This is a genomic window from Hymenobacter lutimineralis (genome assembly GCF_008271285.1).
Lineage (GTDB): Bacteria > Bacteroidota > Bacteroidia > Cytophagales > Hymenobacteraceae > Hymenobacter > Hymenobacter lutimineralis.
Genome location: NZ_VTHL01000007.1, coordinates 26,034 through 50,427, shown reverse-complemented (window position 1 = coordinate 50,427; position 24,394 = coordinate 26,034). Strand labels below are relative to the sequence as shown.

Genomic DNA, 24,394 nt, shown 5'->3' with positions numbered 1-24,394 from the left:
CCTGACGCTTCTTAAATGTCGCCTAGCTGCGGGCGCATCAGCAGCTCTTCGACTACCGCCTGGGGCGAAAGGGAATAAGCAGCAAATATCGACTCGGCTACGTCCTGGGGGCGCATAAACCGCTCAGCGGGCAGGTCGGCGCCTTCCCAGCTGGCCGTGAGGGTGGCCCCGGGCAATATGGCCGTTACCCGGATGTTGTGCTCCTGCAGCTCAGCACGTAGCACCTTCGTCATGCCGTAGAGCGCAAACTTCGCCACGCAGTAGGAGCCGCCATTGGTGTAGGCCGTGATGCTGGCCGTAGAGCAAAGCATAAAAATATGGCCGTGGCGCCGCGCTATCATCTCCGGGAGCAACCCCTGCGTCACGTCGTAGGCGCTGTATAGGTTTACGTCAATCATGCGGCGGAGCTGGGAGCCGTCGGCGGGCTCGTCCTGCAGGCGGCCGGGCTCGAAACCACCCGTATTGTTTACCAACACCTCTACCTCCCCTTCCAGCTCACGCACAAACTCCACGAAGCGCCGGGCATCGTCGGCCTGGCTCAGGTCGGCGGCCAGAGTATACACCGGCGTTTCGGGGTAGCGCTGCCCCAGCTCACTGCTGAGGGCCAGCAGGTCGGTAGCCGACCGGGCACAGGTGACGACCCGCATCCCGGCTTGCAGAAAACGCTCCACTACGGCGCGGCCAATTCCTTTGGTGCCACCGGTCACCACGATTAATTTTTGCATTCCTTTGCTTGTTGAATCTGGTTTTACGTATGCCTGCCCAAACCGCCTTACTCCTGTTGGGGTTGCGCCCGGGCGGGCTCCGCAAGTTTTCGTATTTCTGCTACACTTTCGCTCTGTATGGTCAAAACCTTTGGCGAATTCATTCTCTTCCTGCAAAGCATGCTCACGCGCACCGAGCGCCTGAAAGTGCTGTGGCAGCGCACCCTCGATGAGGCCATCCTCATCGGTATCGACTCCATCTTCATCGTGATGATTGTGTCGGCGTTTATCGGGGCTGTTACCTGCGTGCAGATTGCCTATAACCTGACCAACCCGCTTATTCCGAAAAGCACCATTGGCTACATGGTACGGGAAATGACCATTCTGGAGCTGGCGCCCACCATCACCAGCATCGTGCTGGCCGGCAAAGTAGGCTCCAGCATTGCGGGCGGGCTGGGCACCATGCGCATCACGGAGCAAGTGGATGCCCTGGAGGTAATGGGCATTAACTCGGCTTCCTACCTGGTGCTGCCCAAGATTATTGCCGCCCTGCTAATGTTTCCGCTGCTGGTTATTCTGGCTATGGGCTTGTCTATCCTGGGCGGCTATTTGGCCGGTACACTTTCCGGCGCCATGTCGGCCCCGGAGTACGTAGAAGGCATCCGCACCGACTTTATTCCCTACAACATTGCCTTCGCCCTGATCAAATCGGTGGTATTCGCGTTTCTGGTATCCGCTATTTCGGCGTATAAGGGCTACTTTACCAAAGGCGGTGCCTTGGAAGTTGGGGCTGCCAGCACGGGGGCTGTTACCAACTCCATCATTGCCATCCTGCTGGCCGACTACGTGCTGGCTGCTGTCCTGCTCTAATTAAGCGTAATGATTGAGGTTCATAACATTCAGAAAGCTTTTGACGGCAACCAGGTGCTCAAGGGCATCACGTGCACTTTTGCCAGTGGCCAGTGTAACTTGGTGTTGGGCGGCTCGGGTACTGGCAAAAGCGTGTTGCTGCAGTGTATTGTGGGATTGATGAAGCCCGATATTGGCAGCATCACCTTTGATGGCACCACCTTCACCAACAACAAGGTTCAGATCCGGCAGGAAATCCGCCGCAAGATCGGGATGCTCTTTCAGGGCTCGGCCTTGTTTGACTCCATGACGGTGTTCGAAAACACGGAATTCCCCCTGAAGATGCTCACGCCTAGCATGAGCCGGGAAGAACGGCGCGACCGGGTGGAGTTTTGCCTGAAGCGCGTAGGCCTCGAAAACGCCGGCAGCAAAATGCCTTCCGAAATATCCGGGGGCATGAAAAAGCGTGTGGGCATTGCCCGCGCCATTGCGCCCAACTGTACTTACCTGTTCTGCGACGAGCCCAACTCCGGCCTGGACCCGGCCACCAGCATCAAGATTGACGAGCTGATTTACGAAATCACTCACGAATACAACATCACCACCGTCGTCATTACCCACGACATGAACTCGGTGGTAGAAATTGGCGACCATATCATCTTTATGCACAAGGGCCTCAAGCTTTGGGATGGCACCAAAGATGAGATCTTGGGGGCTAAGGTTCCTGAGCTGCGGGAGTTCATCTTCAGCAGCAGCTTGGTGCGGGCCGCCAAGAAAGTAGATGATGCCACCGAGGGAGGATTAGAAGCCTTGGCTAGTGAGCCGTTATCGGAGGTATGATAAGTAATAGGCTAATGAATAAGGTGCTGAGGTGCTAATAACCTTTTCCTATTAGCACCTCAGCACCTTATTCATTAGCCCATCCTCCTACTACCAGTTCTGCCGCTGCCGCAGGCTGGTGATGTGGGCCAGGTGGTGCCGCCCATGCCAGGCATAAGTTGCCAATGCCTGATCCAGGGAAATCTCCTGCTTGGATCCGGGGTGATAAAACCGACGGGACCACTGCTCATGGGAAAGCTGCCGCATCAGGTTCACCCACCGAATGTGAAGCGCCTCCAACAAAGCCAAAGATACCGCCACGGGTGTTGCTGCTACATCGGGCAGTTCGGCCCAGGCCGCCTCGTCGTAGGGCCGGACGGTGGGCAATTCTTCGGTAAGCGCCAGCCGCATCCGGGTGTAGGCATTCATATGCGAATCGGGCAGATGGTGTAGTACCTGGCGTACCGTCCAGCCCCCGGGGCGGTAAGGCGTGTCTAGGTGTTCAGCCTGCAGGCCCGCTACGGCCGCGCGCACTTGGTCGGGCAGTACGGCAATCTGGGCCAGCAGGGCCAGGCGGCGCCCTTCCGTGAGTGGTTCCGGGGAGATTTCAGCGTGCCCAATGGGATAACGCAAATCGGCTTCGGGTATGGTAAGCATAAAGGGCGGAATGTGAAGGGGAGGTTGGGAGAGCAAGCAAAGCCTAAACGGCTGGCATTTACCGTTCAGCTTTACCCGGGTAAAAGTAGAAAACGGTTTCTTCGCAGGAAGAAACCGTTTTCTGGGTACTTATGGATTTCGCTTGTTGAGCTCGTCTCTGATTTTAGCGGCCTTTTCGTAGTCTTCACGCTCCAGAGCCTGGGAAAGCATTTTGGTGAGCTCTTCTAAGGGCACCTGCCCGCTGGGCTCCCGGGGCGCAGTGGGCTCCGGACGAGCCGGCCCGCCGGTGTCTTCATCGTCCTCGTCCTCGTCTTCATCGTCCGTATCCTCGGCATTTTCATCCAGATCCGACAAGATGATACCGGCCTCGCTCAGCACGCTTTCGACTGTGTAGATGGGCACGCCAAACCGCAGGCCAATGGCAATAGCGTCGGAAGGACGGGCATCCAGCTCAAACGTGGTTGCGCCGTCCGAGCACACGATTTTAGAGTAGAATACGCCTTCCTTCAGATCGGAAATCATGACTTCCAGGATGGCGACGTGTACCTGCTCGGCAAACGACTTGAATAGGTCGTGGGTAAGGGGCCGGTTAGGGTTGATTTTCTCAATCTGGATGGCGATGCTCTGGGCCTCAAACATGCCAATGATGATGGGCAGGCGCCGGTTACCGGTTTTCTCTCCCAGAATCAGGGCAAACGAGCCAGATTGCGACTGGCTGGAGGAAAGGCCCAGAATTTCGAGCTGGATTTTTTTCAAGGGAATAAGGACTTGGAGCTTGGAGGCTTACGAATTCAAGGCTTGCCGCCGCAAAGAAACGAAGACTTTGCACACCTGATGTACGGAGCAAAAAACGGTTAGGGTCTTGGGGACACGGCTTTTCCAAACCCTGTTCCCAAGACCCTACGCTTTTCCTTTTGCTTAGTTCAGCTCTTTTACGGCTTGCGTCAGCTTCGGCAGTACGTCGAATACGTCGCCTACAATGCCGTAGTCGGCTGCTTTGAAGAACGGAGCCTCCGGATCTTTGTTGATGACCACGATGACCTTGCTGGAGTTTACCCCGGCCAGGTGCTGGATAGCGCCGGAAATACCGCAGGCAATGTACAGGTTCGGCGACACGGTGATGCCCGTCTGACCCACGTGCTCGTGGTGAGGGCGCCAGTCTACGTCCGATACGGGCTTGGAGCAGGCCGTAGCCGCCCCCAGCGCCTTGGCCAGATCCTCAATGAGGTTCCAGTTTTCGGGGCCCTTCATGCCACGGCCACCCGATACCACGCGGTCGGCCTCCGGCAGCAGAATGCCGCCGGCCTGGTCCTGCATAACCACCTGCTTGGGCGCATCAGCAAAGTCGGTATCGGCAAGCTGAGCCGAGAAAGCCTCCACCGTGGCTGTTTTGCCGGCTTCATGCTGGGCCTCAATCGAGTTTTTCTTGACGGCAATGATTTTCCGGTCACCGCCGAGCACCACTTCTGCAAAGGCTTTGCCCGAGAAAGCACCGCGCTTCACGGTGAACTGGCCACCGTCGTTTTTGGGAAGCTCCACCACGTTGGTGGCCAGGCTGGCCTGCAGGCGCACCGCCAGGCGCGAGCCTACCGCGGCGCCGATGTTGGAGTTAGCCAGCACAATAACGGTCGACTCCTCTTTCTGAGCAGCCGTAGCGATGAGCTTGGTGTAAGCACCGTTCACGAAATCCTTCAGGCGGGGCTCGGCGTCGTACAGCACCTTGCTGATACCTTGCTCGCCGAGCTGGGCCAGGCTGGCCTCCGAAGCTTCGCCTACGGCTACGGCCGTAGCGGTGGTGCCCAATAGCTGCGCTACCTGGCTACCATACGAAGCCACTTCCAGCGAAGACTTTTTCACTTCGCCTTTATCACATTCAACGACTACTAGAACTGACATGTCTTTGATTTTTTGTTTTGGGTTCTTGGTTTTGGGTATTGCTCAGAGCAAGCTTCCCGCTCCTAGTATTAACCGGTAGCGCGAAGTCAGTTACCAAAAACCAATTAAATCACCTTGGCCTCGTTGCGCAGCAGCTTGATCAGGTCACCAGCACTTTCGGCCGGAATCAGCTTCACTCCCTGCTTTTTTGGCGGCAGCTGGTATTCCGTTACCTGGGTACGGGGAGCATCTCCCGTTGGCTCTACTACTTTCAGCGGCTTGGTACGGGCCGTCATGATGCCCCGCATGTTAGGAATGCGCGGCTCGCACATGGGCTGCTGGCACGAGGCCACAAAGGGCGTGGCTACTTCCACAATTTCTTTACCGCCCTCAATTTCGCGCTCCAGCGTAGCGGTGTTGCCGCTCATGTCGAGCTTCATAGCGGGGGCTACCGTAGGAATGCCCAACAGTTCCCCTACCATGCCGTGCACCTGGAACCCGTTATAATCGATGCTTTCTTTGCCCATCAGGATAACATCGTAGCCGCCGTCTTTGGCTATGCTGGCAATCTGCTGCGCCACGAAGAAGGCATCCTTGGGGTGCGCATTAACGCGAATGGCGTCATCGGCGCCAATAGCCAGAGCCTTACGGATGTTGGGCTCCGTGTCGGCTTCCCCTACGTTCAGGACCGTTACCGTGCCCCCACCCTGCGCTTCCTTCAGCTCAATGGCGCGGGTGAGTGCGTACTCATCCCAGGGGTTGATAACGAATTGTACCCCCGCCTTATTGAATTCCTTGTTATCGGGCGTGAAGGTAATCTTAGTGGTCGTGTCGGGCACGTTGCTGATGCAAACGAGAAACTTCATCTATGACGACTTGAGTGAACGATATACTACGGGAAAGCCCCAAATTTGCGGGCAAAGATACTGAAAACTCCTGCCCTATGGAAACCCCTCCGACCCGCTTGCAGCAACTTCTGGCCTTCTACCAGGATGACCCCAATGATGCCTTCACCATTTACGCGCTGGCAACCGAATATCGGTCCACTGACCCTCCCAAAGCCTGGGAATTTTATCATAAACTTTTAACCGAGCACCCGGAGTATGTGGGTACTTACTATCACGCCGGCAAGCTCCTGGAACAGCTCGGGCAGCCAGCCGAAGCGGAGCAGGTTTACCGCACCGGCCTGACCGTAGCCCGCCGGGCGGGGCAACTGCACGCGGCCAGCGAAATTCAGGGTGTATTGAACAGCCTACTTGGCCTCGATTACGAAGATGACTAGCCCACTAACCTGACGGAAACCGAAGCGAAAGCTGCTTGCGTAATGCGGGCGGCAACTCATCACCGTATCAAACTAGCTGAGTGAACGGCCTAAGCTCCGCCGCACATAGCAGTATAGGTATGAACAAATAACTTATTCGTGTAACTATTCGAACAAAATGGCGTAAAGCCAAAGTTTTGCTAACCCTTTGCTGAACTATCACGTAGCGCGGGGTGTCCAGCCCACATGCAAAAGACCATTCTGCTGGGCATGGCCGCGTTGCTAAGCGCTGCTTCCCACTCCTTGGCCCAAACAAGCTCGGGCAATGAACTAACCGATTCGCCATTCGTGCGTAACATTCGCCCCGATCGACCGGGTGTTACCATCACCACCAACATGCTGTACCCAGGTCAGGTGCAAGTAGACGCGGGCATTCAGCAACTGCCGGAATCTGCGGCCCTGGGCCGCCACCGTACCCTTTCTGCCGCCACGCTCCGCATTGGCTTTTTTAATCATATCGAGCTACGGGCTACTCAGGGCTATTTGCACCAATTGCCCCGACCGGCAACGGGCGAGACATCCGGCCTCCGTTCACCTAGCGGCTTTGCTCCGCTCACCGTGGGGGCTAAGTTTTTGGCTTCTACCGTTCAGAACGCCCGTTCCCAGGTAGTTGTGCTGGCTGAGATGACGCTACCCAACGGAGACGCGTCCTACCTCAACAAAACGTATGAGCCCAGCGCCCGACTGCTGATATCGCAGCTACTCGGGCAGCGGTACGGGTTAGAAGGTAACTTTGGGTTTAAGCAGCGCGGCTTTCGGGCAGCTGATACCAAAGTGGGAGAATACACGGCCAGTGTTGCCCTGAATGGCCCTTTGGGCGGCAACTTTGGCTTTTTCACCGAAGCTTACGCGCTGGGCCGCTTTACCTGGCGGAAGGGAGTAACCACCGGCGTGTATTGGCGCCCAAGCCCGGGCATCCGCTTCGATGTCACGGCTGGTCATCAGCTCAATAACCCAGGTCTGCTGGTGGGTACTGGCTTAAGCATGCGCCTGCCCAAGTAGATTTTTTCATCAGCAGTCGAAAGCCGTGACAGGCTTCCTGGAGGTGCTTTTACAGCAAAGCACCTCCAGGAAGCTTGTCACGGCTTTCGGCTTTTCCGGCTGCCAGTCAGCCTAGCTCCTGCACCGAGCAATAGCGCGCCGGCTCTACGAACCTTCGTGCTTACGTAGTCATCACATCATTGTGTGATTGATGAATATATAGATATTAGATAATTTTGTTGCACTCTTCCTTTACACCCTACGTCTATGAAAACACTTTACCGCTTCCTTCTGCTACTGGCCCTTTTGCTTATCAGCCACTTCTCTACCCGCGCCCAGGGTTTACAAGCGGCTACACACGTAACCATAACCGGGTTCGGCGACCCAGAGCCCGATTCACCCTCGGAACGGGCCATGGCTCGTTTGCACGAAGAGCCAGTAGCGCCAGCCAGCCAAGTGCCCGCCACACCTGACTCCGTAGTGCTACTGCCACCCAAAACCGAAAAAACCCGTCCCTAACGTTAGAAAACAAAAGCCCCGGTATTCTTAACATACCGGGGCTTTTTGTTTTCTAACGAGACCAAGCGGTTAGCGCGCGGCTTGGCTGGGCTCCGCTACGAGGCGAGTAGGTGTATCCTGGCCACTGATAATGCTCTTGGCACTGCGGGCAATAGCGCTGATTACCGCCGTCATGTTCGTCAGATTGAGGGTCTCTACTTCGTCGTCTACGGTATGATAGAACTTATCGGTCGGAATCTGGTCGGTGCTGATGCTATGGGCTGGTACACCTAGTCGCGCCAGCGAGGCATTATCGGAGCGGTAGAACAGGTTCTGCTCAGGGTATGGGTCAGGCTCGAAACGAAATGCCGAGCCCTGCAGGTTACGCTGCAGAATGGAGCCGAAGTCCGATTTATCGAAGCCGGTGATGAAAGCGGTGTTCGGGCCGAATTTTGCCACTTTGCCAATCATCTCAATGTTGAACATGGCAACTACCTGCTGCGGGTTCAGCTTGCTGGCAAAGTAACGGGAGCCCAGCCCACCGATTTCCTCCGCCGTGAAGGCCGAGAAAATCAGGGTGCGGGCATTATCGTTGCGCTTTTTAAAGTGCTCAGCCAATGCCACCACGGCCGTGGTGCCGCTGGCATCATCATCAGCTCCATTAGCAATAGAGTCGCCGGCTACTTTGGTCACCAAGCCCAGGTGGTCGTAGTGGGCCGAAAATATTACTTGCTCGTTTGCGCGGGCTGGTTCGCGCCCCGGTAGCGTTCCAACAATGTTGCGTAGCTCCACTGGGCGTACGGATGTATTCGCAGCTACTCTGAATTTTACGGCGCCGTTGCCCACAGATGCCAGCGCCATTACCACCGAATACGGGCCGGGTTTTTCGGCGTGCACGTTGCTGTGCGCCACGTAGTCGGCCACCTTCTGGAAAGCAGCGGCATGCGCCGGGTCGATGAAAACCACGACGTTTTCGGTGGGCTGCAGCAAGGGGCGTATCACCTTCATCAGGTTGGCTTCCGCCCCAATCACCATTACCCGCGCACTCTGGTCGTCGTCGGCCCAGTTCAAGTGAGGCTCACCCGAAATCAGCAGCGTTTTGTCCCGCGCAATCGGTTGGTTGTTTAATTGCACAAACAACGCCGTGGTCCGGGTTTCAAAAGCAGTAAACTTCTGCTCGAAGGAAGCCTGCCCCGGCAAGGGCTGCAGCCCGATACGCTCAAACTCGGCTATCAGCAGCTGGGCAGCTTTGTTCGCGCCGCCCTGCACGCCGCGCCCCTGCATTTCATCGGCAGCCAGGGCGCGTTCCAGCCGCTCAACCGTGGCCGCAGGAATGCCTTCTGATATAGCGGGCGGGCTGGCCTTTTTTTGCCCGTAACCCAGCAACACAGCGTGTAAAAACAGGGCAGTTACAAAAACCGATTTCATGGAGAGAGGGGGTGGTGCGTAGGCGCGAGGGCAGAACGAGTGCTGGCACGAAGCAACAACAGTGCCGCTTCGCTATCAGTTGGGGAGGAAAAGAAACCTACAGACGCTTTTCGGCGAGGTTTGTTGCTTGCAGCCGGCCGGAATGCCGCCTTGATCAAGACACGTCGTCCGAAAAGTGCTGTCGCATGAGCAAGTTACGCTATTTCAACACGTAGGCCAGGCTTTAGTTGTCGGGCACGCCCGCCCGCCTTCGCCCCTGCCCACCTCACACGTAGTGAGCAGGAAGCCAGGACCACCGACACAAAATCGAGCAAGGCTGAAAGCCGGGATAGGCACGGCAGGCATAACGAAAAAACGCCCCGGCAACAGACGTTGCCGGGGCGTAAACTGGCCGCACGGACGGCTTTACTTTTTGGCACTGGCCAGTAGGTTCAACTCCGAGACGGCGTTAAACAAGTCCGACTCAGTGCGTAATGGTGCCTTCTTCAGCTTGGCTCGAAGCGGTTCCTGAAACTCGCCCGGCACGGCTGACAGTAAAGCTTTTGCAGCGGGCTTAACCGGGGAAAGCGTACCCTGCGGGCTTAGCAGGTAATAGTCCGTATTGTCTACCAGTTCATCATAGGGCTTATCGGCACTGTACGCCTGCTGATAGTTGGCTTTTACCAGCTGCTTGCCCGGGCGTTTAAGTAGTTGATACGGGCCCGAATCGTGCAGGACTTCCAGAAAATCGGTGCGGGGAGGCAGGCCCGGTGCTCCGCTGAAGCGGCGGAAGTGGCGCTGGTTGGCCTGCCCGGGCAGCGCCCGCGGGTCGGTCAGCGTGAATTCCCGAATGTTGCGCAGTTCCACCCACAGCGAGTCGCCGGCCGGGCGTTTGGCCATTAGCTGCTGGTTATAGACATCGTACTTGAGGGGTACACCCGCTACTTGCTTTTGCGAGGCAAGCAACAGATTACCGGAAGCCCATACAGGCAGTAAAAATGGCGTGCCCCGTACGCCCTCGTACCGTTTATCAACGGTAATAATGGCGGCATTGACATCTCCCCCCGACAGCAGCCGCAGGTTTTCCTGGTCGCCCAGGGCGCTGCCCGTGGCTTGCTGAGCCGCTGCTGGCAGCGCCAACGCCAGGGCCGCCAAGGCGGCCAGTGTACAACGAACAAAAAATACGTTTGATTTCTTCATGCTGACTAAGCGTAAATGCGTTGCCCAATTTACGCACTTCGGCGCTTAGGCAAGCGTGAGTACCAGATCATCGGCGTTAACCAGCGCACCTTCCGTTAGGTTCACGGCTTGCACGGTGCTATCCTGGGTGGCCGTAATAGTAGTTTCCATCTTCATGGCCTCGATGATGAAGAGCGGGGTGTTTTTGCGCACCGCCTGCCCTTTCTCCACCAGCACCCTCGACAGCATGCCCTGCAGCGGAGCGCCCACCTGGCGGGGATTGGCTTTGTCGGCTTTCGGGTTTTGAATGCGCTTTACCTCTACGCTGGTATCCCGGATTTCGAGGTTGCGGGTCTGGCCGTTGAGGGTAAAGAAAATCGTGCGGCAGCCGTCTTCGTTGACCGGGCCAATGCTTTGCAGGCCCACAATAATGCTTTTGCCCCGGGCAATGTCGATAATGGTTTCATCGCCGGGCTGCAGGCCATAGTAAAACACCGGTGTAGGCACGACCGACACCTCACCGTACTGCTGCACGTGGGCCCAGTATTGCTCAAATACCTTTGGGTACAGCAGCCAGGACAATACATCCGTAAACTTACCGCGCTGCCCAAACTTCTTCTCGAAACGCTGCCACTCAGCGTCAAAGTCGATGGGCGCCAGGTGCTCATTGGGACGGTCGGTAAAGGGTGTTTCCTCCTTGAGAATCACCTGCTGCACATCCCGTGGCCACCCGCCTTCGGGTTGGCCAATGTCGCCGCGGAACAGCTCCCGCACCGACTCCGGGAAGTTGAGCGTAGCGCCTTTCTCCAGTACATCCTGGGTAGTGAGGTTGTTCGACACCAGGAACAGGGCCATATCCCCCACTACTTTCGACGAGGGCGTTACCTTCACGATGTCGCCGAAAAGCTGGTTTACGTCGGCAAAGGTGGTTTTCACCGTTTCAAACTTATCCAGCAAGCCTAGGGCCGAAGCCTGGGGTCGAAGGTTGGAGTACTGCCCGCCCGGAATTTCGTGCTGGAATACCTCCGAGGTGCCGGCCTTCAGACCCGACTCAAACGGGTAATAGTACTCGCGCACAGTTTCCCAGTAGTTGGAGAATTCGTTGAGCGACTGTTGGTCGAACTCCCGGTGGCGCTCCTGCCCGCGCAGCATTTCCACCACGGAGTTGAAGTTGGGTTGCGAGGTCAGCCCCGAGAGGGAGCCCATAGCCACATCGATTACATCTACCCCGGCTTCTACGGCCTTTAAGTAAGTGGCCGGCTGCAGGGAGGACGTATCGTGGGTGTGCAGGTGAATAGGCAGCTGTACGGTGTCGCGCAGAGCTGTAATCAGCTCGGTAGCCGCATACGGCTTCAGCAGACCGGCCATGTCCTTGATGCACAGAATGTGCGCGCCGGCGTCCTCAATCTGCCGGGCCAGGCGCAGGTAGTATTCCAGGTTGTACTTCTTGTTGCGCCGCGGGTCGAGAATGTCGCCGGTGTAGCAGATGCTGGCCTCAGCCAACCGGTCGGTTTTGTTGCGCACAAACCCGATGCAGGCTTCCATGCCCGGCATCCAGTTCAGGGAGTCGAAGATGCGGAAGACGTCGATGCCGGTTTCGGCGGCCTGCTGCACAAACCGCTCCGTAAGGTTGTCCGGATACGCCTTGTAACCTACGCCGTTGGCGCCACGGATCAGCATCTGCAGCAGGATATTGGGCACGGCTTTGCGCAGCTTGGCCAGCCGCTCCCAGGGGTCCTCGTGCAAAAAGCGCAGGGCTACGTCGAAAGTAGCGCCGCCCCAGCACTCCAGGGAGAAGGTTTGGGGGTGCTGAATGGCGTAACGCTCCGCCACTTTCAGCATATCGTAGGTGCGCATGCGCGTGGCCAGCAGGCTCTGGTGGGCGTCGCGCAGGGTCGTATCGGTGTAGTGAATCTGCTTTTCGGCCCGCAGCCACTGGGCAAATTTCTCAGGGCCCAGCTCCGTGAGCTTGTCTTTAGTGCCCGGCTGCGCGGGGCCCGGGCCACACTCGGGCAGGTGCGGCTTGCGTAGCTCCCGTTTGGGGTCCACCAGGCCCTTCACATCGGGGTTGCCGTTCACAATCACGTTGCCGAGAAAGCTCAGCACCTTGGTAGCGCGGTCCTGCCGGGTCTTGAACTTGAACAGCTCCTGGTGGTCTTTGATGAAGTCCACGTTGGCCTCGCCGGCCATGAACACCGGGTGGGCAATGATATTTTGCAGAAACTGGATGTTGGTACTCACCCCGCGTACCCGGAACTCATCCAGGGTACGCGCCATTTTCTGGGCCGCGCTGGCCAGCGTGGGCGCGTGGGCTGACACCTTCACCAGCAGCGAATCGAAGAAGGGTGACACCTTCACGCCGGTGTACACGGAACCCTGATCGAGGCGGATGCCGAAGCCCCCGGCCGAGCGGTAAGCGGTAATGGTGCCGTAGTCGGGCTTGAAATCCTGCTCAGGGTCCTCAGTAGTGATGCGGCACTGGATGGCGTAGCCCGTTTTCAGGGGCTTGGCATCCGTTCCCAGGCCAATTTCGGGGTCCGAAAGTCGGTAGCCGGCCGCAATGTAGAGCTGGGTTTTGATCAGGTCGACGCCCGTAATCATCTCCGTGACGGTGTGCTCCACCTGAATGCGCGGGTTCACCTCGATAAAGTAAATCCGGTCCTGCTCGGGGTTTACCAGGAATTCCACCGTGCCCACGTTGTTGTAGTTCACGGCCCGGCCCAGGCGCAGCGCGTACTCATACAGCAGGTGACGCATGTGGTCGGGCAGGTTCAGGGAAGGCGCTACCTCTACCACCTTCTGGTACCGCCGCTGCACCGAGCAGTCGCGCTCGTAGAGGTGCATCAGCCCGCCGTAGTTGTCGGCTACCAGCTGCACCTCAATGTGCTTGGGCTGTTCCACAAACTTTTCAAGGAACACCGTATCGTCGCCGAAGGCTTTGAGGGCCTCGTTGCGGGCCTCAAAAAACCCTTTTTCCAGCTGGTCGTCGTCGCGGATGACACGCATCCCCCGGCCGCCGCCGCCGGAAGCAGCCTTCAGCATCACGGGGTAGCCAATGCGGTGCGCCTCTTCCAGGGCCACGTCGAAGCTGGTGAGGTCCTGCTGGCTGCTTTCGATAATAGGCACCTGGCACTCAACGGCCACGCGCTTGGCGGCTACTTTGTCGCCGAGGGCTTCCATTACTTCGGGGCGGGGCCCGATAAAGATGATTCCTTCCTCGCGGCAGCGCCGGGCCAAAGTGGCATTTTCGCTTAGAAAGCCGTAGCCCGGGTGAATGGCATTAACACCATTTTCCTTGGCCGTGCGGATAAGACCCTCGATGTCCAGATACGGTTTCAACGGCTCATCATCGCGCCCGACTTGGTACGCCTCATCGGCTTTGTAGCGGTGCAGGGAGTACCGGTCCTCGTAGGTGTAGATGGCGACCGTAGGAATGCCAAGCTCCGTTGCTGCACGTAGGACCCGAATGGCAATTTCGCCCCGATTGGCGACCAGCAGTTTGCGGATATTCATCTTGGAAAGCGGTGTTTAGGTAAGGGTGAAAGCGGACTGCAAGCTACTGAATGAAGCGGTAAGCAGCAGCGAATTTTTGCTAAAGAGCAGAATTTCGCAATCAACTGCTTCCTGTTTGATCTTGAATAAGTAAAATCTGCGAAACCAAACGTACCTGTTCAGGTTAGCAAAACACGCTTTCCTGCTTCCTACAATTTCTACCATGCAATTCACTGACAAGAACATTCTCATCGTGGGCGCTTCCTCAGGCATCGGGTTGGCTACGGCCCGGCTGCTGCACGGCCTGGGTGCCAGCCTGTACACCGCCTCCCGCCACCAGTCGGCCGAGCTGGCCGAGCTTAATACTACCTTCTTTTCTCTCGACGTGACCCAGCCCCTGGGTTCGGCCCTCGATGCCTTGCCTGAGGCCCTGCACGGCGTGGTGTACTGCCCCGGCAACATCAAGCTCCGGCCCTTCGAGCGGATTCCGCTGGATGATTTCCGCGGTGATTTTGAGCTGAACGTGTTGGGCGCCGTGCAAGTGCTGCAGGCCAGCATGAAGCGGCTGAAGAAGGCGGGCGGCGCGTCGGTGGTGCTGTTTAGCACGGTAGCCGCCGATACAGGCATGGCTTTCCACGCCAGCATTGCTACTTCCAAAGCCGCCGTGGAGGGCCTCACCCGTGCTCTGGCCGCCGAGTATGCCGCCAGCGGCGTGCGGGTGAATGCCGTGGCCCCGTCGCTCACCAATACTCCCCTAGCCGCTGCCCTGCTCAACACGCCCGAAAAAGCCGAAGCCAGCGCCAAGCGCCACCCCCTGCAGCGCATTGGGGAGCCCGAAGACCTGGCCTACATGGCCTCCTTCCTGCTCTCTGACCACGGCTCCTTCATCACCGGCCAGGTACTGCCGGTGGACGGTGGTATGGGCCGGTTGAAGTAGCTTTTTTAGACCTGAGAGGATGAGAACTGAGAAGCGAGACAATGGTTAACCTCGACAAAGAGGAATTGAACATCGTCTCACTTCTCAGTTCTTACTATCTCACTTTTCCATCATATGAAAGTATTCCTGTTCTGGCACCGGCGCGACCTTCGCTTTGAGGATAACGCCGGCCTGGCAGCTGCGCTGCAGGGCGGGCAGCCGGTAGTGCCGCTGTTCATCTTCGACCCCGAAATCCTGGAGAAACTGGAAAACCGTCAGGATGCCCGCGTTGGGTTCATATACGATGAGGTACAACGGCTTACCGAAGAAGCGCAGGCCGCTAGCGGCACGCTGCTGGTGCGATATGGTAGGCCGGAAGAGGTGTTTACTGAGTTGCTCAGGGAGCTGGACGTAGCCGCCGTGTATACCAACCACGACTACGAGCCCTACGCCGCTACCCGCGACCAGGCCGTGACCAAGCTGCTGGCCCAACACAATGTGCCGCTGCACACCTATAAGGACCAGGTAATCTTCGAGAAAGATGAGGTGCAGACCAAAACCGGCCAACCCTACAAGATTTACGGTCCTTATAAGCGCGCGTGGCTGGCCCGCCTCACTGAAGCCGACTACCGCCCCCACCCTTCCGCCGATTACCTGCGCAAGCTCGCCTGCGTACCAGCCGGCTCCCGACCTACTCTGGCCGACATGGGCTTTGAGCAAAGTAAGGAGCCCATTCCGGGCCGGCAGCTGGCCTTCCGCACCCTGGAGCAGTACGCCGATACCCGCGACCTGCCCGCCCGCGACTCCACCAGCCGCCTGGGTTTGCACCTGCGCTTCGGCACCATCAGCATCCGCCAGCTGGTACAGCGGGCACTTGAAGCCAAGGCCGAAATCTGGCTGAGTGAGTTGATCTGGCGCGACTTCTTCATGCAGCTGCTCTGGCACTTCCCCTACACCGCCCACGAAAGCTACGACCCCAAGCTGCGTAACATTCAGTGGCGCAACAACGAAGCCGAGTTTCAGGCATGGTGCGAAGGGCGCACCGGCTACCCGCTCATCGATGCGGGCATGCGCCAGCTGAATGCCACCGGCTTTATGCACAACCGCGTGCGCATGGCCACGGCTAGCTTTCTGGTCAAAAACCTGCTCATCGATTGGAAATGGGGCGAGGCCTACTTCGCCGCCAAGCTGCTCGACTACGAAATGGCGTCCAACGTGGGCAACTGGCAGTGGGTGGCCGGCACCGGCGCCGACTCGCAGCCTTGGTTTCGCATCTTCAGCCCTGATTCGCAGCTAACCAAGTTCGATAAGCAGCATGCCTACGTGCAGCAGTGGGTACCTGAGTTTGGCACCTCGCGCTACCCCAGGCCCATTGTAGAGCACCCCAGCACCCGCGACCGGGCCCTGGCGGCTTTTCGCGCCTCCCGCGACGGGCATCAATAGCACAACTTTACGGCCCTTGCCGTGGTTATCAACCTATGGAACAGCAACCCACTCCGGCCGCCGCAACGGCCGCTTTGCCCAAAGCCCGCATCAAGCAGGCTTACCTCGACTACGTGCTGCGCAAAGGCCAGCCGCCGCTTTCCGTGTTTAAACTGACGCAGAAACTAGGCCTGCCCGAGCAGGAATTCTACGCCAGCTACGCCAACTTCGACGCCATCGACCGGGAAATCTGGGCTGACTTCGGCCGCGAGGCCCGCGCCACGGCTGCCCACGAGCCCGTGTGGGAACAGTACGGGGCCCGCGAAAAGCTCCTGGCTTTCTACTATACTCTGATTGAGATTCTCAAGCGCAACCGCAGCTATGCTCTGCAAAGCCTGCGCCGCTCCCTCTCCAAAATGCCCGGCATCACGCCCCGCGTGCTGGACGATTTCCGACAGGATTTTGAGGCCTTTGTAGAGGATCTGCTGCGCGAAGGCCGCCGCAATGAAGAAGTAGCCAACCGCCAACTAGTGCAGCAAAGTTACCCGCGCTTCTTCTGGCAGCAGCAGTTGTTTGTGCTCGGCTTCTTTGCCAAAGACGACACCGTGAACTTTGAGCGCACCGATGCAGCCATCGAAAAAGCCGTGACGCTGAGCTTCGACCTAGTAGGCCGCAACACCCTGGATTCGGCCGCCGACTTCGTGCGGTTCCTGGTGCGTCGGTAAGGTTCTTAATTTCTTTAAACGGTCATGCTGAGCGGAGCCGAAGCATCTCTACCGCTTCGTTGTTGTAGTAAATCAACAGTGCGGTAGGAATGCTTCGGCTCCGCTCAGCATGACCGTTTTCGATTTCTTAGCTATTCCCATGGACGATACCCCCAAGCCACTTACTTCTCTGCCCACCACCAAAGTGGCCCGGGCGGCGCGCTTCGCCAAAACCGGCCTCAACGTAGGTGCCAACTACGTGAAGCATTACGCCAAGCGGGCCGTAGGAGCCGAGAGTCCTACCGCCGACCTGCACGCCGCCAACGCGGCCGAGCTCTACGGCACGCTCAGCGAAATGAAGGGCTCCGTACTGAAAGTGGCCCAGATGCTGGCCATGGAAAAGAACCTGCTGCCCACTGCTTACGCCGACCAGTTTGCCCAAGCCCAATACCAAACCCCGCCCCTTTCCGGGCCGCTGGTAGTGAAAACCTTCCGGGAGGCGTTTGGCAAGTCGCCGTTTGAGGTATTCGACGAGTTCGACATTGAAGCCCGGCAAGCCGCCAGCATCGGGCAGGTGCATTTCGCCCGTAAAGACGGCCGCGAGCTAGCCGTGAAAGTGCAGTACCCCGGCGTAGCCGACAGCATCCGCTCCGATATCCGGCTGGTAAAGCCTATTGCTTTGCGCGTGCTGGGCCTCGACGAAGCCACCGTGCGGCCGTATATGCAGGAGGTCGAAACCCGCCTGCTCGAAGAAACCGACTACGCCCTGGAATTGCGGCGCGGCCAGTACATTGCCCAGGCCTGCGCCGGCCTCGCCCACCTGCAGTTTGCCCACTACTACCCCGAGCTGTCGGCGGCCCGTATCCTGACGATGGATTGGCTGCCGGGTCAGCACCTCAAGGAGTTTCTGGCTACCAATCCCAGCCAGGATGTACGTAACCAGTTGGGGCAAGCCTTGTGGGACTTCTACATGTTCCAGCTCAATGAGCTGCGTCAGGTACACGCCGACCCGCACCCGGGCAACTTCCTGCTCACTGCTACCAACGGCGGTACGGTGGGGGTGCTGGATTTTGGCTGCGTCAAGGAAATTCCAGCCGAAGTGCACCGCCTGTTCACCGCCCTGCTGACGCCCCAAACGCTGGCCAACCCTACCCAACTGGCGGCGTTGTTGGAAGAAGCCGGCGTGCTGCGCGTCGAAGATGCCCCTGCCCGCCGGGAGTTTTACGTGCGCACCATGCAGGCCTCGCTGGCACTCGTGGGCCGCCCGTTTCGCCAGCCCGCCTTCGACTTTGGCGACCCGGCCTACATGCAAAGCCTCTACGCCCTCGGCGACGACCTCATGCAGCAGCCCGAGTTGCGCCAGCAGCGTGAGCCCCGCGGCTCCGAGCATTTTATCTACCTTAACCGTACCTACGTGGGGCTCTATGCCCTGCTCACGGAGCTGCGCGCTTCTATCCAGACAGGTGCGCCAAGCAAGGCCGCATTCTAGCCGGAGGAGGGTTGATTCGCGGCTTTTTCGTTTGTTTGCCTCCTCAACGCTCTATAACCCTCCCTACCGTCATGAAAAAGCTTGTTATCCTGTGCGTGGCGCTGTTTGCCACTTTCTCCCTGGCCCGTGCCCAGAGCCCGGCCAGTTGCTGTGCCAAGCCGGGCAAGGCTACGGAAGTATTTGCAATGCTGGCTACCAACGAAGAATTTGTACGGGGCCACGAAGACCCCACCCCCTACCAGTATGAAGGGCCGGGTGAGATGATTGAATTCAGTACGGCCGATGGCAAAAGCGCCCGTGGTTTTGAAATCAAGAGCAACGTACGCTCCGACAAGTACCTGTTTGTGCTGCACGAGTGGTGGGGCCTGAACGATTACATCAAAAAGGAGTCGTTCCGCTACGCCAATGAGTTGAAAGGCGTGAACGTTATTGCCCTGGACTTATACGATGGGCAGGTGGCCACTTCCGCCGAAGAAGCAGCCAAGCTCATGCAGGGCGTAACTACTGAGCGTGCCGAAGCAATTATTAAGGGGGCTATGCTGCATGTAGGCAACAATGCGCAGATTGCCACTTTGGGTTGGTGCTTTGGTGGCGGCTGGAGTCTGCAGACGGCGCTGTTGGCCGGGCCCAAAGCTGTGGGTACCATTATGTATTATGGCATGCCGGAGAAAGACGTTGCCCGCCTGAAGACCCTCAACACCGACGTACTCGGCATTTTTGCCCAGCAGGATAAATCCATTACGCCAGAGGTGGTTGCCCAATTCACCAAGGATATGGCCGCTGCCAAGAAGAAGCTTACGGTGAAGTTTTACGATGCCGAGCACGCGTTTGCCAATCCATCGAACCCGAAGTACAACCGTCAGTTTGCGGAAGATGCCCATGCGCTTTCCCTGGCCTACCTGCGCAAGGCCTTAAAGCTGAAAGGGTAAAGCCCCATTCGCTTCTGCGCCCACAAAAAAGCCCTCCCTTAAGCAGGAAGGGCTTTTTTGTGGGCTTTATCATTTGGATACAGCCAGCAAACCCCGTAGCTTTCTTCTCTCCCACTCCTACGCTCTGCTTATGTCTGCCTTACCTGCCCTTCTTGCCGAATACGGCGAAAGTCACCAAAACCCCACCAACAAGCTGGTGCACTGGGTGTGCGTTCCACTCATTATGTTTTCCATTCTTGGCCTGCTGTGGTCGGTGCCAGTGCCGGAGGGGGTGCGCGCCATTAGCCCCTGGCTGAACTGGGCTACGGTAGTAATGGTGCTGGCTGTGGGTTACTACCTGCGCCTATCGGTGCCTCTGGCAGTAGGCATGGTGCTGGTGTGGGTGGTTATGGCGCTAATCCTGCGAGTGGTAGAAGCCGGTGTACCTCTCCCCCTTTGGGCCGTGTGCCTGCTTATCTTCGTGTTGGCCTGGGTAGGCCAATTTTGGGGGCACAAGGTGGAAGGTAAGAAACCCAGCTTTCTGAAAGACCTGCAGTTTCTGCTTATCGGTCCGCTGTGGCTACTACATTTCGTGTACCGCCGCCTGGGCTGGTCGTATTAGCCAGAACAGCCCATAACCAAATTAGTAGCTTCTGCCAGGCAGCTAATCTTTCAACTTTCCCAGCCTACTACTCCACCGGCTGCAGTTCCCAGCCACTCGAGAGCAAGGCAGCCAATTCGGCTACGCTTTCGGTGAGTTGGTCCCAGCTATTGAGCACGAAGTACTGGTCTTGGAGGTGCGCTTCGCTGTAGGGCGTGTGCAGCACGGTGGCCAGATCGAAGGGGAAGCGGCGCGTTACGTCGCCGAGGCAATGGTGAATTTCGCCCGAGGAAGACAGCAGACCCGCCCCGTACATACGGGTCTGGCCGTATTCCTCCACCAGCCCAAACTGCACCGTGAAGCCATAGAGCCGCTCCAGGCGCGCCAGGGCCACGGCATCGTTCAGGTGCTGGGCAGCCACCTGGCCCAGGAAGTGCAGGAAATCGGCAAAGGCCTGATCCATAAGCAGGGGCACGTGCCCGAACACGCCGTGGAACAGATCGGGCTCCTCAATGAAGTCGAACTGCTGCATGCTGCGGATCCAGACGGTGGCCGGAAACTTACGCTGGGCCAGCAACCCAAAAAAGTCCGCATCGTTGAGCATGCCCTTTGCCGGCTCCAGCTGCCAGCCAGTGGCTTTGTACAGCCGCTGGCTTACTTCCTCGAACCTTGGAATAGCATTTCGGTGAAAGCCTACGCCTGCCAAACCCTGGCCAAACGCCGAGCAGGCCCGCTTGTGCAACAATGCGGTCTGACGGTCAAACAACACTTTCCATACCAGCTGATCTTGCGTGGTGTACTGGTCGTAACGCTGCTCAAGCATAACACGTGGCATTAAAAAAGCCCGGCTCCTTGCGGGAGGCGGGCTCTTAAGTGGATTTCAGAGTAGAAGAAGCATGCTGTGTTCTACCATTCATACCCGCAAAAGCGCCCGACCTCGCCCTGGACAGGACGATTAATGGCCACATTGCATTTCGCGGTTAGGATTAGCATGATGATGCAAATATAGAAGACTTCCGGAATAAACTATTCAGCACCCTAGTTTATTTTTCATGGCCAAAATCCTAGTCCGTACCATCATTACCCAAATCCCCCCTCTAGCCCAAGGTAAAACACAAAGAAAAGACAATAATTTTCTCAACACCCCCCCTTTATTTTCATAGCCTATTTACAAAATTGCCTCCACTTATATTGACGATTCGGTGCAAGGAATGCGTAAGCATAGCTTATTGCTTACCATTGGCCTCATAGGTCATGCTCAATCGAGTGTCGCCTGTGATTTTAAGGTCGAGACGAGCCTGCTGAGCAGATGGATTTAGCAGCAGCGCTGTGGAGCCGGCCATAAACCGCAGTGTGCCCCGGGCCCCAGGAGCCAAAGTAGTTTTACCGAAGTTACCACCGCCCCGGGGGCGCTCCTTGATTTCAACCGGCACCTTCCCCACATTATGAGCTACTACTCTGAAGGCACCCAACTGCCCGCCGCCCAGCGCAAACTGCTTACCCGGCTCAATAAGCAGATTGGAGGTAATCCCCGCCCAGCAAGCCGTAACGAGGAGAAACACGGCTGCGCAAGTGGCAATGACGACCGGACGGAAAGGCAGGAAAATACGCATGGCAGTTAGTTGGAGGTTGAAGTGAAACGATGCTCCAAAGGAAACGCCCAGTCAGCGCCCATACGCTCCATTTTACAGTCTGGGACACCTCAACTTATAGATTGGCACCAGGCCGCTGCAGAGAGGAAACCCATCGGGCCGCATCGTTGCTGCGGTTGCTTGCCATGCATGATGCCGAATCGTTCAATGCAGAGCCCGGTAGCTGTTCAGGATGACAAAGAAATTTCGTTAGGCCTACTTCTTGAACAGCTTCGCGAAATGCCGCGTCTCTACATCGTTCCTGTTGATGCAGGCCCAGTCGTTCAACGACGAGACGCAAGGATGCCTTTCTACAGCTGCCGGGCGGCTTCGCTGGGCGTCTGGCCGCGGAGCTTTTTGAAGACGCGGTTGAACGTGGACTTGGAGTTGAAACCGGCCGCCAACGCCAGAGCCAGCAAGGTATACTGCCGGAACTGCGGGTCGCGGAGGCGGCGCTCGGCTTCCCGCACCCGGTACTCGTTCACGAAGTCGTTGAAGTTCTGGCCGCAACCGGTGTTGATGACCCGAGAAAGCCAGGATGTGTTGGTGCGCAGCTGGGTGGCCAGCTCACCCAGCGTCAGCTCAGGCTCCAGATAGGGCCGGGCTGTCTGCATATGGTTCAGCAGCCGGGTAGTCCAGCGGGCCAGCTCCGCATCGGGTGCGGTGGCGGCTGTTGTTTGGGTTTTCAATGGCGCAGTGGCCACCACCGCTGCATTGGCCGGATCGGTAGTTTCAGCCAGACCTGATACCGGACCCAAGGCGCCCGTGGCAGCAGATCCGGCAGCGTAAGCTACTTCCGTTGTAGTAATTGATAGCAACTCAGCCGGCCCCGGAGTATCAGTGGCCGTTGGCAGCTGGAAGCGCAGGGCACCCAGGCGGTAGCCTGTCAGGAGCCCCGAGATGCTGAGGTAATAGATCAGCAGGCCGGTGAACAGGTAGTCGTACCAGCTTTGCACGTAATTGAGGGGCGTAATGAAAAGGTTAACTAGGCCGAAGACCAGCGTGACGCCGGTACCCACTACCACGGCTACCAACACGTTGCGCAGCCACCGAAACCGAAGCTGCTCGGTATCGGAGAAGTTGTCGTTGAGGTAGTGGGCGTAGGCGCGGTAGGCCCGCAGGGTGTGCACCGCGTAAGTCAGCACCGAGAGGTAGCCCAACGCATCCAGCACATAGTACAGCGGTTGCCAGTCAGCCCAAGCAGCCAAAGGGCCTTTGGTGCCAAAGTGCTCCGGCAGCAGTTCTCCCCGCAGACTATGCCACCAGCCGATATCGTAGCCGAACACCAGTAGCCGCCACGCCAGCACCGCCAGCGCGGGCGCGAAGTGCCACCAGTGCCGCCGCTGCAGCCGGAACTCCTGGTTGGTGAGGTTGCGGAAGTAGAAGTACAGCGCCGGCCCCACCGCCAGCCAGTTGCTGAACGGCCAGTAGAACATAAACGTCGTGCGTCCGTCGTGCGAGTCGTACCAGCCGGCAAAGCCCAGCATCCACTGGGCCAGCCGCAGGGCAAACAGCAGCAGCAGCAAAGCCAGCCAGCCGTCGGCCGCCATATCCTCGCGCCGGCGCCGGGCCCATAGCACCACCGCCACAATGATGCCTTGCAGGAAAAACGGCAGCAGCAAGCCGCTGTACAGGTTGAAGCCGAAGAACATACCGGCAAGGTAACAGTAGATCGGACTTCCGCTATATAAAAACCCGCCCTGGCTTCCATGGGCCGGGGCGGGTTGTGTGATGCAGAGACACAATAGTTGGAGTCTCGTCGTTGCTGATGTTGTTTTGATTGGAGTGGTGCCGGGTCGTTCAACGACGAGACGCGAAGTGTCGCGTCTCTACATCGTTCTGAATTGCATCCGAAACCGAATAGAACGTCACGCTCCTACTCCAGCTCCTGGCGCAGGGCGTACACTTTGCGCAGGTTGCGGATCAGGCGCTCCGACTCGGCAAAATTCAGGGTCTGGGCACCATCGGAGGCGGCTTCTTCGGGTTTCTCGTGGGCTTCGTAGATGATGCCGTCGGCACCGGCCATGACGCCGGCCAGGGCCATGGTGGGCACGTACTCGCGGATGCCGATGCCGTGCGAGGGGTCCACGATAACGGGCAGGTGGGTTTTCTCCTTCAGGATGGGCACCGCGTTCAAATCCAGCGTATTGCGCGAGGCGGTTTCGAAGGTGCGGATGCCTCGCTCGCAGAGAATCAGCTTCTCGTTGCCGCCCGAAAACACGTACTCGGCCGACGACAGCAGCTCCTCGATGGTGCCGGAAATGCCGCGCTTAATCATCACGGGCTTATCCACACCGCCCAGGGCGTCGAGCAGGTTGAAGTTCTGGGTGTTGCGGGCGCCTACCTGGAACACGTCCACGTAGTCGTGCATCTCCTCTACCTGCGACACCTGCATGACCTCCGTCACAATCTTGATGCCCCGCTCCCGGGCCATGCGGTGGAAATCCTTCAGGCCTTCCATGCCCAGCCCGCGGAACGCGTACGGCGACGAGCGGGGCTTGAATACGCCCCCGCGCATGATGCGCACGTCGTTGTCCACGAGGTGCTGCATGATCAGCTCCATCTGCTTCTCGCTCTCGATGCTGCACGGGCCGGCGGCCAGCGTGAGCGAGCCTTCCCCGATGCGCACCCCGTCGCCGAGGTCGAGCACCGTGGGGCGCACGCGCCACTTGCGGCTCACCAGCTTGTAATCGTCCGACACGCGGTGGATGTCCAAGATGCCGGGCAATTGACCAATGGTGCGCAAATCCACATCGGCCTTGCCGATGGCCACCAGGTAGTGGGCGCGCTGGGTTTTCACCTCCGTGGCCTTGTATTTCAGCTCCTGAATGCGGGCTTCAATGGCAGCTTTATCGGCGGCGGTGATATGGGGGTCGAGTTGGATGATCATGTTCTGGTAGGGGGAGAATCCTCTGTCATCCTGAGCGGAGCGAAGAACCTT

23 protein-coding genes are annotated in these 24,394 nt (G+C 58.0%); 11 read left to right on the top strand and 12 right to left on the bottom strand.

The window, feature by feature from the left end; translation table 11 throughout:
• Positions 1–11 precede the first annotated feature (11 nt).
• Positions 12–725: an SDR family oxidoreductase gene (locus FY528_RS08490; protein WP_149070571.1), complete on the bottom strand. Its 714-nt coding sequence runs from the start codon at positions 723–725 to the stop codon at positions 12–14.
• Between the two features lie 117 nt (positions 726–842).
• Here FY528_RS08490 and FY528_RS08485 point away from each other — a divergent pair, with 117 nt between their 5' ends.
• Together FY528_RS08485 and FY528_RS08480 are read left to right on the top strand one after the other, a co-directional pair.
• On the top strand, positions 843–1,574 hold the full coding sequence (locus FY528_RS08485) for an MlaE family ABC transporter permease (protein ID WP_149070570.1): 732 nt from the start codon (positions 843–845) through the stop codon (positions 1,572–1,574).
• A 9-nt stretch (positions 1,575–1,583) separates the two neighbouring features.
• Complete coding sequence (locus FY528_RS08480) at positions 1,584–2,393, top strand: ABC transporter ATP-binding protein (RefSeq protein WP_149070569.1); 810 nt, start codon at positions 1,584–1,586, stop codon at positions 2,391–2,393.
• A 90-nt stretch (positions 2,394–2,483) separates the two neighbouring features.
• Here FY528_RS08480 and FY528_RS08475 read toward each other — a convergent pair whose 3' ends face one another.
• The 4 genes from FY528_RS08475 to FY528_RS08460 all read right to left on the bottom strand — a co-directional run bounded on the left by FY528_RS08475 (position 2,484) and on the right by FY528_RS08460 (position 5,770).
• A complete protein-coding gene (locus FY528_RS08475) occupies positions 2,484–3,029 on the bottom strand; it encodes a YfiT family bacillithiol transferase (protein WP_149070568.1) in 546 nt (181 codons plus the stop codon).
• Positions 3,030–3,158: 129 nt separating this feature from the next.
• The gene (locus tag FY528_RS08470; protein WP_149070567.1) at positions 3,159–3,785 is read right to left on the bottom strand and encodes a bifunctional nuclease family protein; all 627 of its coding nucleotides are present in this window, start codon (positions 3,783–3,785) and stop codon (positions 3,159–3,161) included.
• A 162-nt stretch (positions 3,786–3,947) separates the two neighbouring features.
• Positions 3,948–4,925 carry an electron transfer flavoprotein subunit alpha/FixB family protein gene (locus FY528_RS08465; protein ID WP_149070566.1) on the bottom strand — a complete coding sequence of 326 codons (978 nt, stop codon included), beginning with the start codon at positions 4,923–4,925 and terminating at the stop codon, positions 3,948–3,950.
• A 104-nt stretch (positions 4,926–5,029) separates the two neighbouring features.
• A complete protein-coding gene (locus FY528_RS08460) occupies positions 5,030–5,770 on the bottom strand; it encodes an electron transfer flavoprotein subunit beta/FixA family protein (protein ID WP_149070565.1) in 741 nt (246 codons plus the stop codon).
• Between the two features lie 77 nt (positions 5,771–5,847).
• Here FY528_RS08460 and FY528_RS08455 point away from each other — a divergent pair, with 77 nt between their 5' ends.
• The 3 genes from FY528_RS08455 (at position 5,848) to FY528_RS08445 (ending at position 7,725) form a co-directional block, all read left to right on the top strand.
• The gene (locus tag FY528_RS08455) at positions 5,848–6,186 is read left to right on the top strand and encodes a tetratricopeptide repeat protein (protein ID WP_149070564.1); all 339 of its coding nucleotides are present in this window, start codon (positions 5,848–5,850) and stop codon (positions 6,184–6,186) included.
• A gap of 225 nt (positions 6,187–6,411) precedes the next feature.
• Positions 6,412–7,227: a transporter gene (locus FY528_RS08450; protein WP_149070563.1), complete on the top strand. Its 816-nt coding sequence runs from the start codon at positions 6,412–6,414 to the stop codon at positions 7,225–7,227.
• Positions 7,228–7,473: 246 nt separating this feature from the next.
• The gene (locus FY528_RS08445) at positions 7,474–7,725 is read left to right on the top strand and encodes a hypothetical protein (RefSeq protein WP_149070562.1); all 252 of its coding nucleotides are present in this window, start codon (positions 7,474–7,476) and stop codon (positions 7,723–7,725) included.
• A gap of 69 nt (positions 7,726–7,794) precedes the next feature.
• Here the strand turns inward: FY528_RS08445 and FY528_RS08440 are convergent, their stop codons facing one another.
• From FY528_RS08440 to FY528_RS08430, 3 genes are all read right to left on the bottom strand, one after another.
• Positions 7,795–9,132: a M20/M25/M40 family metallo-hydrolase gene (locus FY528_RS08440; RefSeq protein WP_149070561.1), complete on the bottom strand. Its 1,338-nt coding sequence runs from the start codon at positions 9,130–9,132 to the stop codon at positions 7,795–7,797.
• 405 nt (positions 9,133–9,537) lie between these two features.
• On the bottom strand, positions 9,538–10,311 hold the full coding sequence (locus FY528_RS08435) for a hypothetical protein (protein WP_149070560.1): 774 nt from the start codon (positions 10,309–10,311) through the stop codon (positions 9,538–9,540).
• A 45-nt stretch (positions 10,312–10,356) separates the two neighbouring features.
• Positions 10,357–13,803 carry a pyruvate carboxylase gene (locus tag FY528_RS08430; protein ID WP_149070559.1) on the bottom strand — a complete coding sequence of 1,149 codons (3,447 nt, stop codon included), beginning with the start codon at positions 13,801–13,803 and terminating at the stop codon, positions 10,357–10,359.
• A 202-nt stretch (positions 13,804–14,005) separates the two neighbouring features.
• On the opposite strand from FY528_RS08430, the gene FY528_RS08425 reads away from it, so the two are divergent.
• The 6 genes from FY528_RS08425 to FY528_RS08400 all read left to right on the top strand — a co-directional run bounded on the left by FY528_RS08425 (position 14,006) and on the right by FY528_RS08400 (position 19,843).
• Entirely contained in the window at positions 14,006–14,719 is a 714-nt protein-coding gene (locus FY528_RS08425) for an SDR family NAD(P)-dependent oxidoreductase (protein WP_149070558.1), read from the top strand.
• A 114-nt stretch (positions 14,720–14,833) separates the two neighbouring features.
• Positions 14,834–16,141: a cryptochrome/photolyase family protein gene (locus tag FY528_RS08420; protein ID WP_149070557.1), complete on the top strand. Its 1,308-nt coding sequence runs from the start codon at positions 14,834–14,836 to the stop codon at positions 16,139–16,141.
• A gap of 35 nt (positions 16,142–16,176) precedes the next feature.
• Positions 16,177–16,845 (top strand): TetR/AcrR family transcriptional regulator, encoded by a 669-nt coding sequence (locus tag FY528_RS08415; protein ID WP_149070556.1) that lies wholly within the window; start codon positions 16,177–16,179, stop codon positions 16,843–16,845.
• Positions 16,846–16,984: 139 nt separating this feature from the next.
• A complete protein-coding gene (locus tag FY528_RS08410; protein WP_149070555.1) occupies positions 16,985–18,313 on the top strand; it encodes an ABC1 kinase family protein in 1,329 nt (442 codons plus the stop codon).
• 71 nt (positions 18,314–18,384) lie between these two features.
• Complete coding sequence (locus FY528_RS08405) at positions 18,385–19,242, top strand: dienelactone hydrolase family protein (RefSeq protein WP_149070554.1); 858 nt, start codon at positions 18,385–18,387, stop codon at positions 19,240–19,242.
• A 130-nt stretch (positions 19,243–19,372) separates the two neighbouring features.
• Complete coding sequence (locus FY528_RS08400) at positions 19,373–19,843, top strand: Mpo1 family 2-hydroxy fatty acid dioxygenase (protein ID WP_149070553.1); 471 nt, start codon at positions 19,373–19,375, stop codon at positions 19,841–19,843.
• A 67-nt stretch (positions 19,844–19,910) separates the two neighbouring features.
• Here the strand turns inward: FY528_RS08400 and FY528_RS08395 are convergent, their stop codons facing one another.
• The 4 genes from FY528_RS08395 to aroF form a co-directional block, all read right to left on the bottom strand.
• Positions 19,911–20,645, bottom strand: coding sequence for a phenylalanine 4-monooxygenase (locus FY528_RS08395; RefSeq protein WP_232066302.1), 735 nt, complete (start codon positions 20,643–20,645; stop codon positions 19,911–19,913).
• A 403-nt stretch (positions 20,646–21,048) separates the two neighbouring features.
• Complete coding sequence (locus FY528_RS08390) at positions 21,049–21,435, bottom strand: hypothetical protein (protein WP_149070551.1); 387 nt, start codon at positions 21,433–21,435, stop codon at positions 21,049–21,051.
• A gap of 329 nt (positions 21,436–21,764) precedes the next feature.
• Complete coding sequence (locus FY528_RS08385) at positions 21,765–23,105, bottom strand: helix-turn-helix domain-containing protein (protein ID WP_149070550.1); 1,341 nt, start codon at positions 23,103–23,105, stop codon at positions 21,765–21,767.
• 224 nt (positions 23,106–23,329) lie between these two features.
• The gene (aroF, locus tag FY528_RS08380; RefSeq protein WP_149070549.1) at positions 23,330–24,343 is read right to left on the bottom strand and encodes a 3-deoxy-7-phosphoheptulonate synthase; all 1,014 of its coding nucleotides are present in this window, start codon (positions 24,341–24,343) and stop codon (positions 23,330–23,332) included.
• Positions 24,344–24,394: the final 51 nt, after the last annotated feature.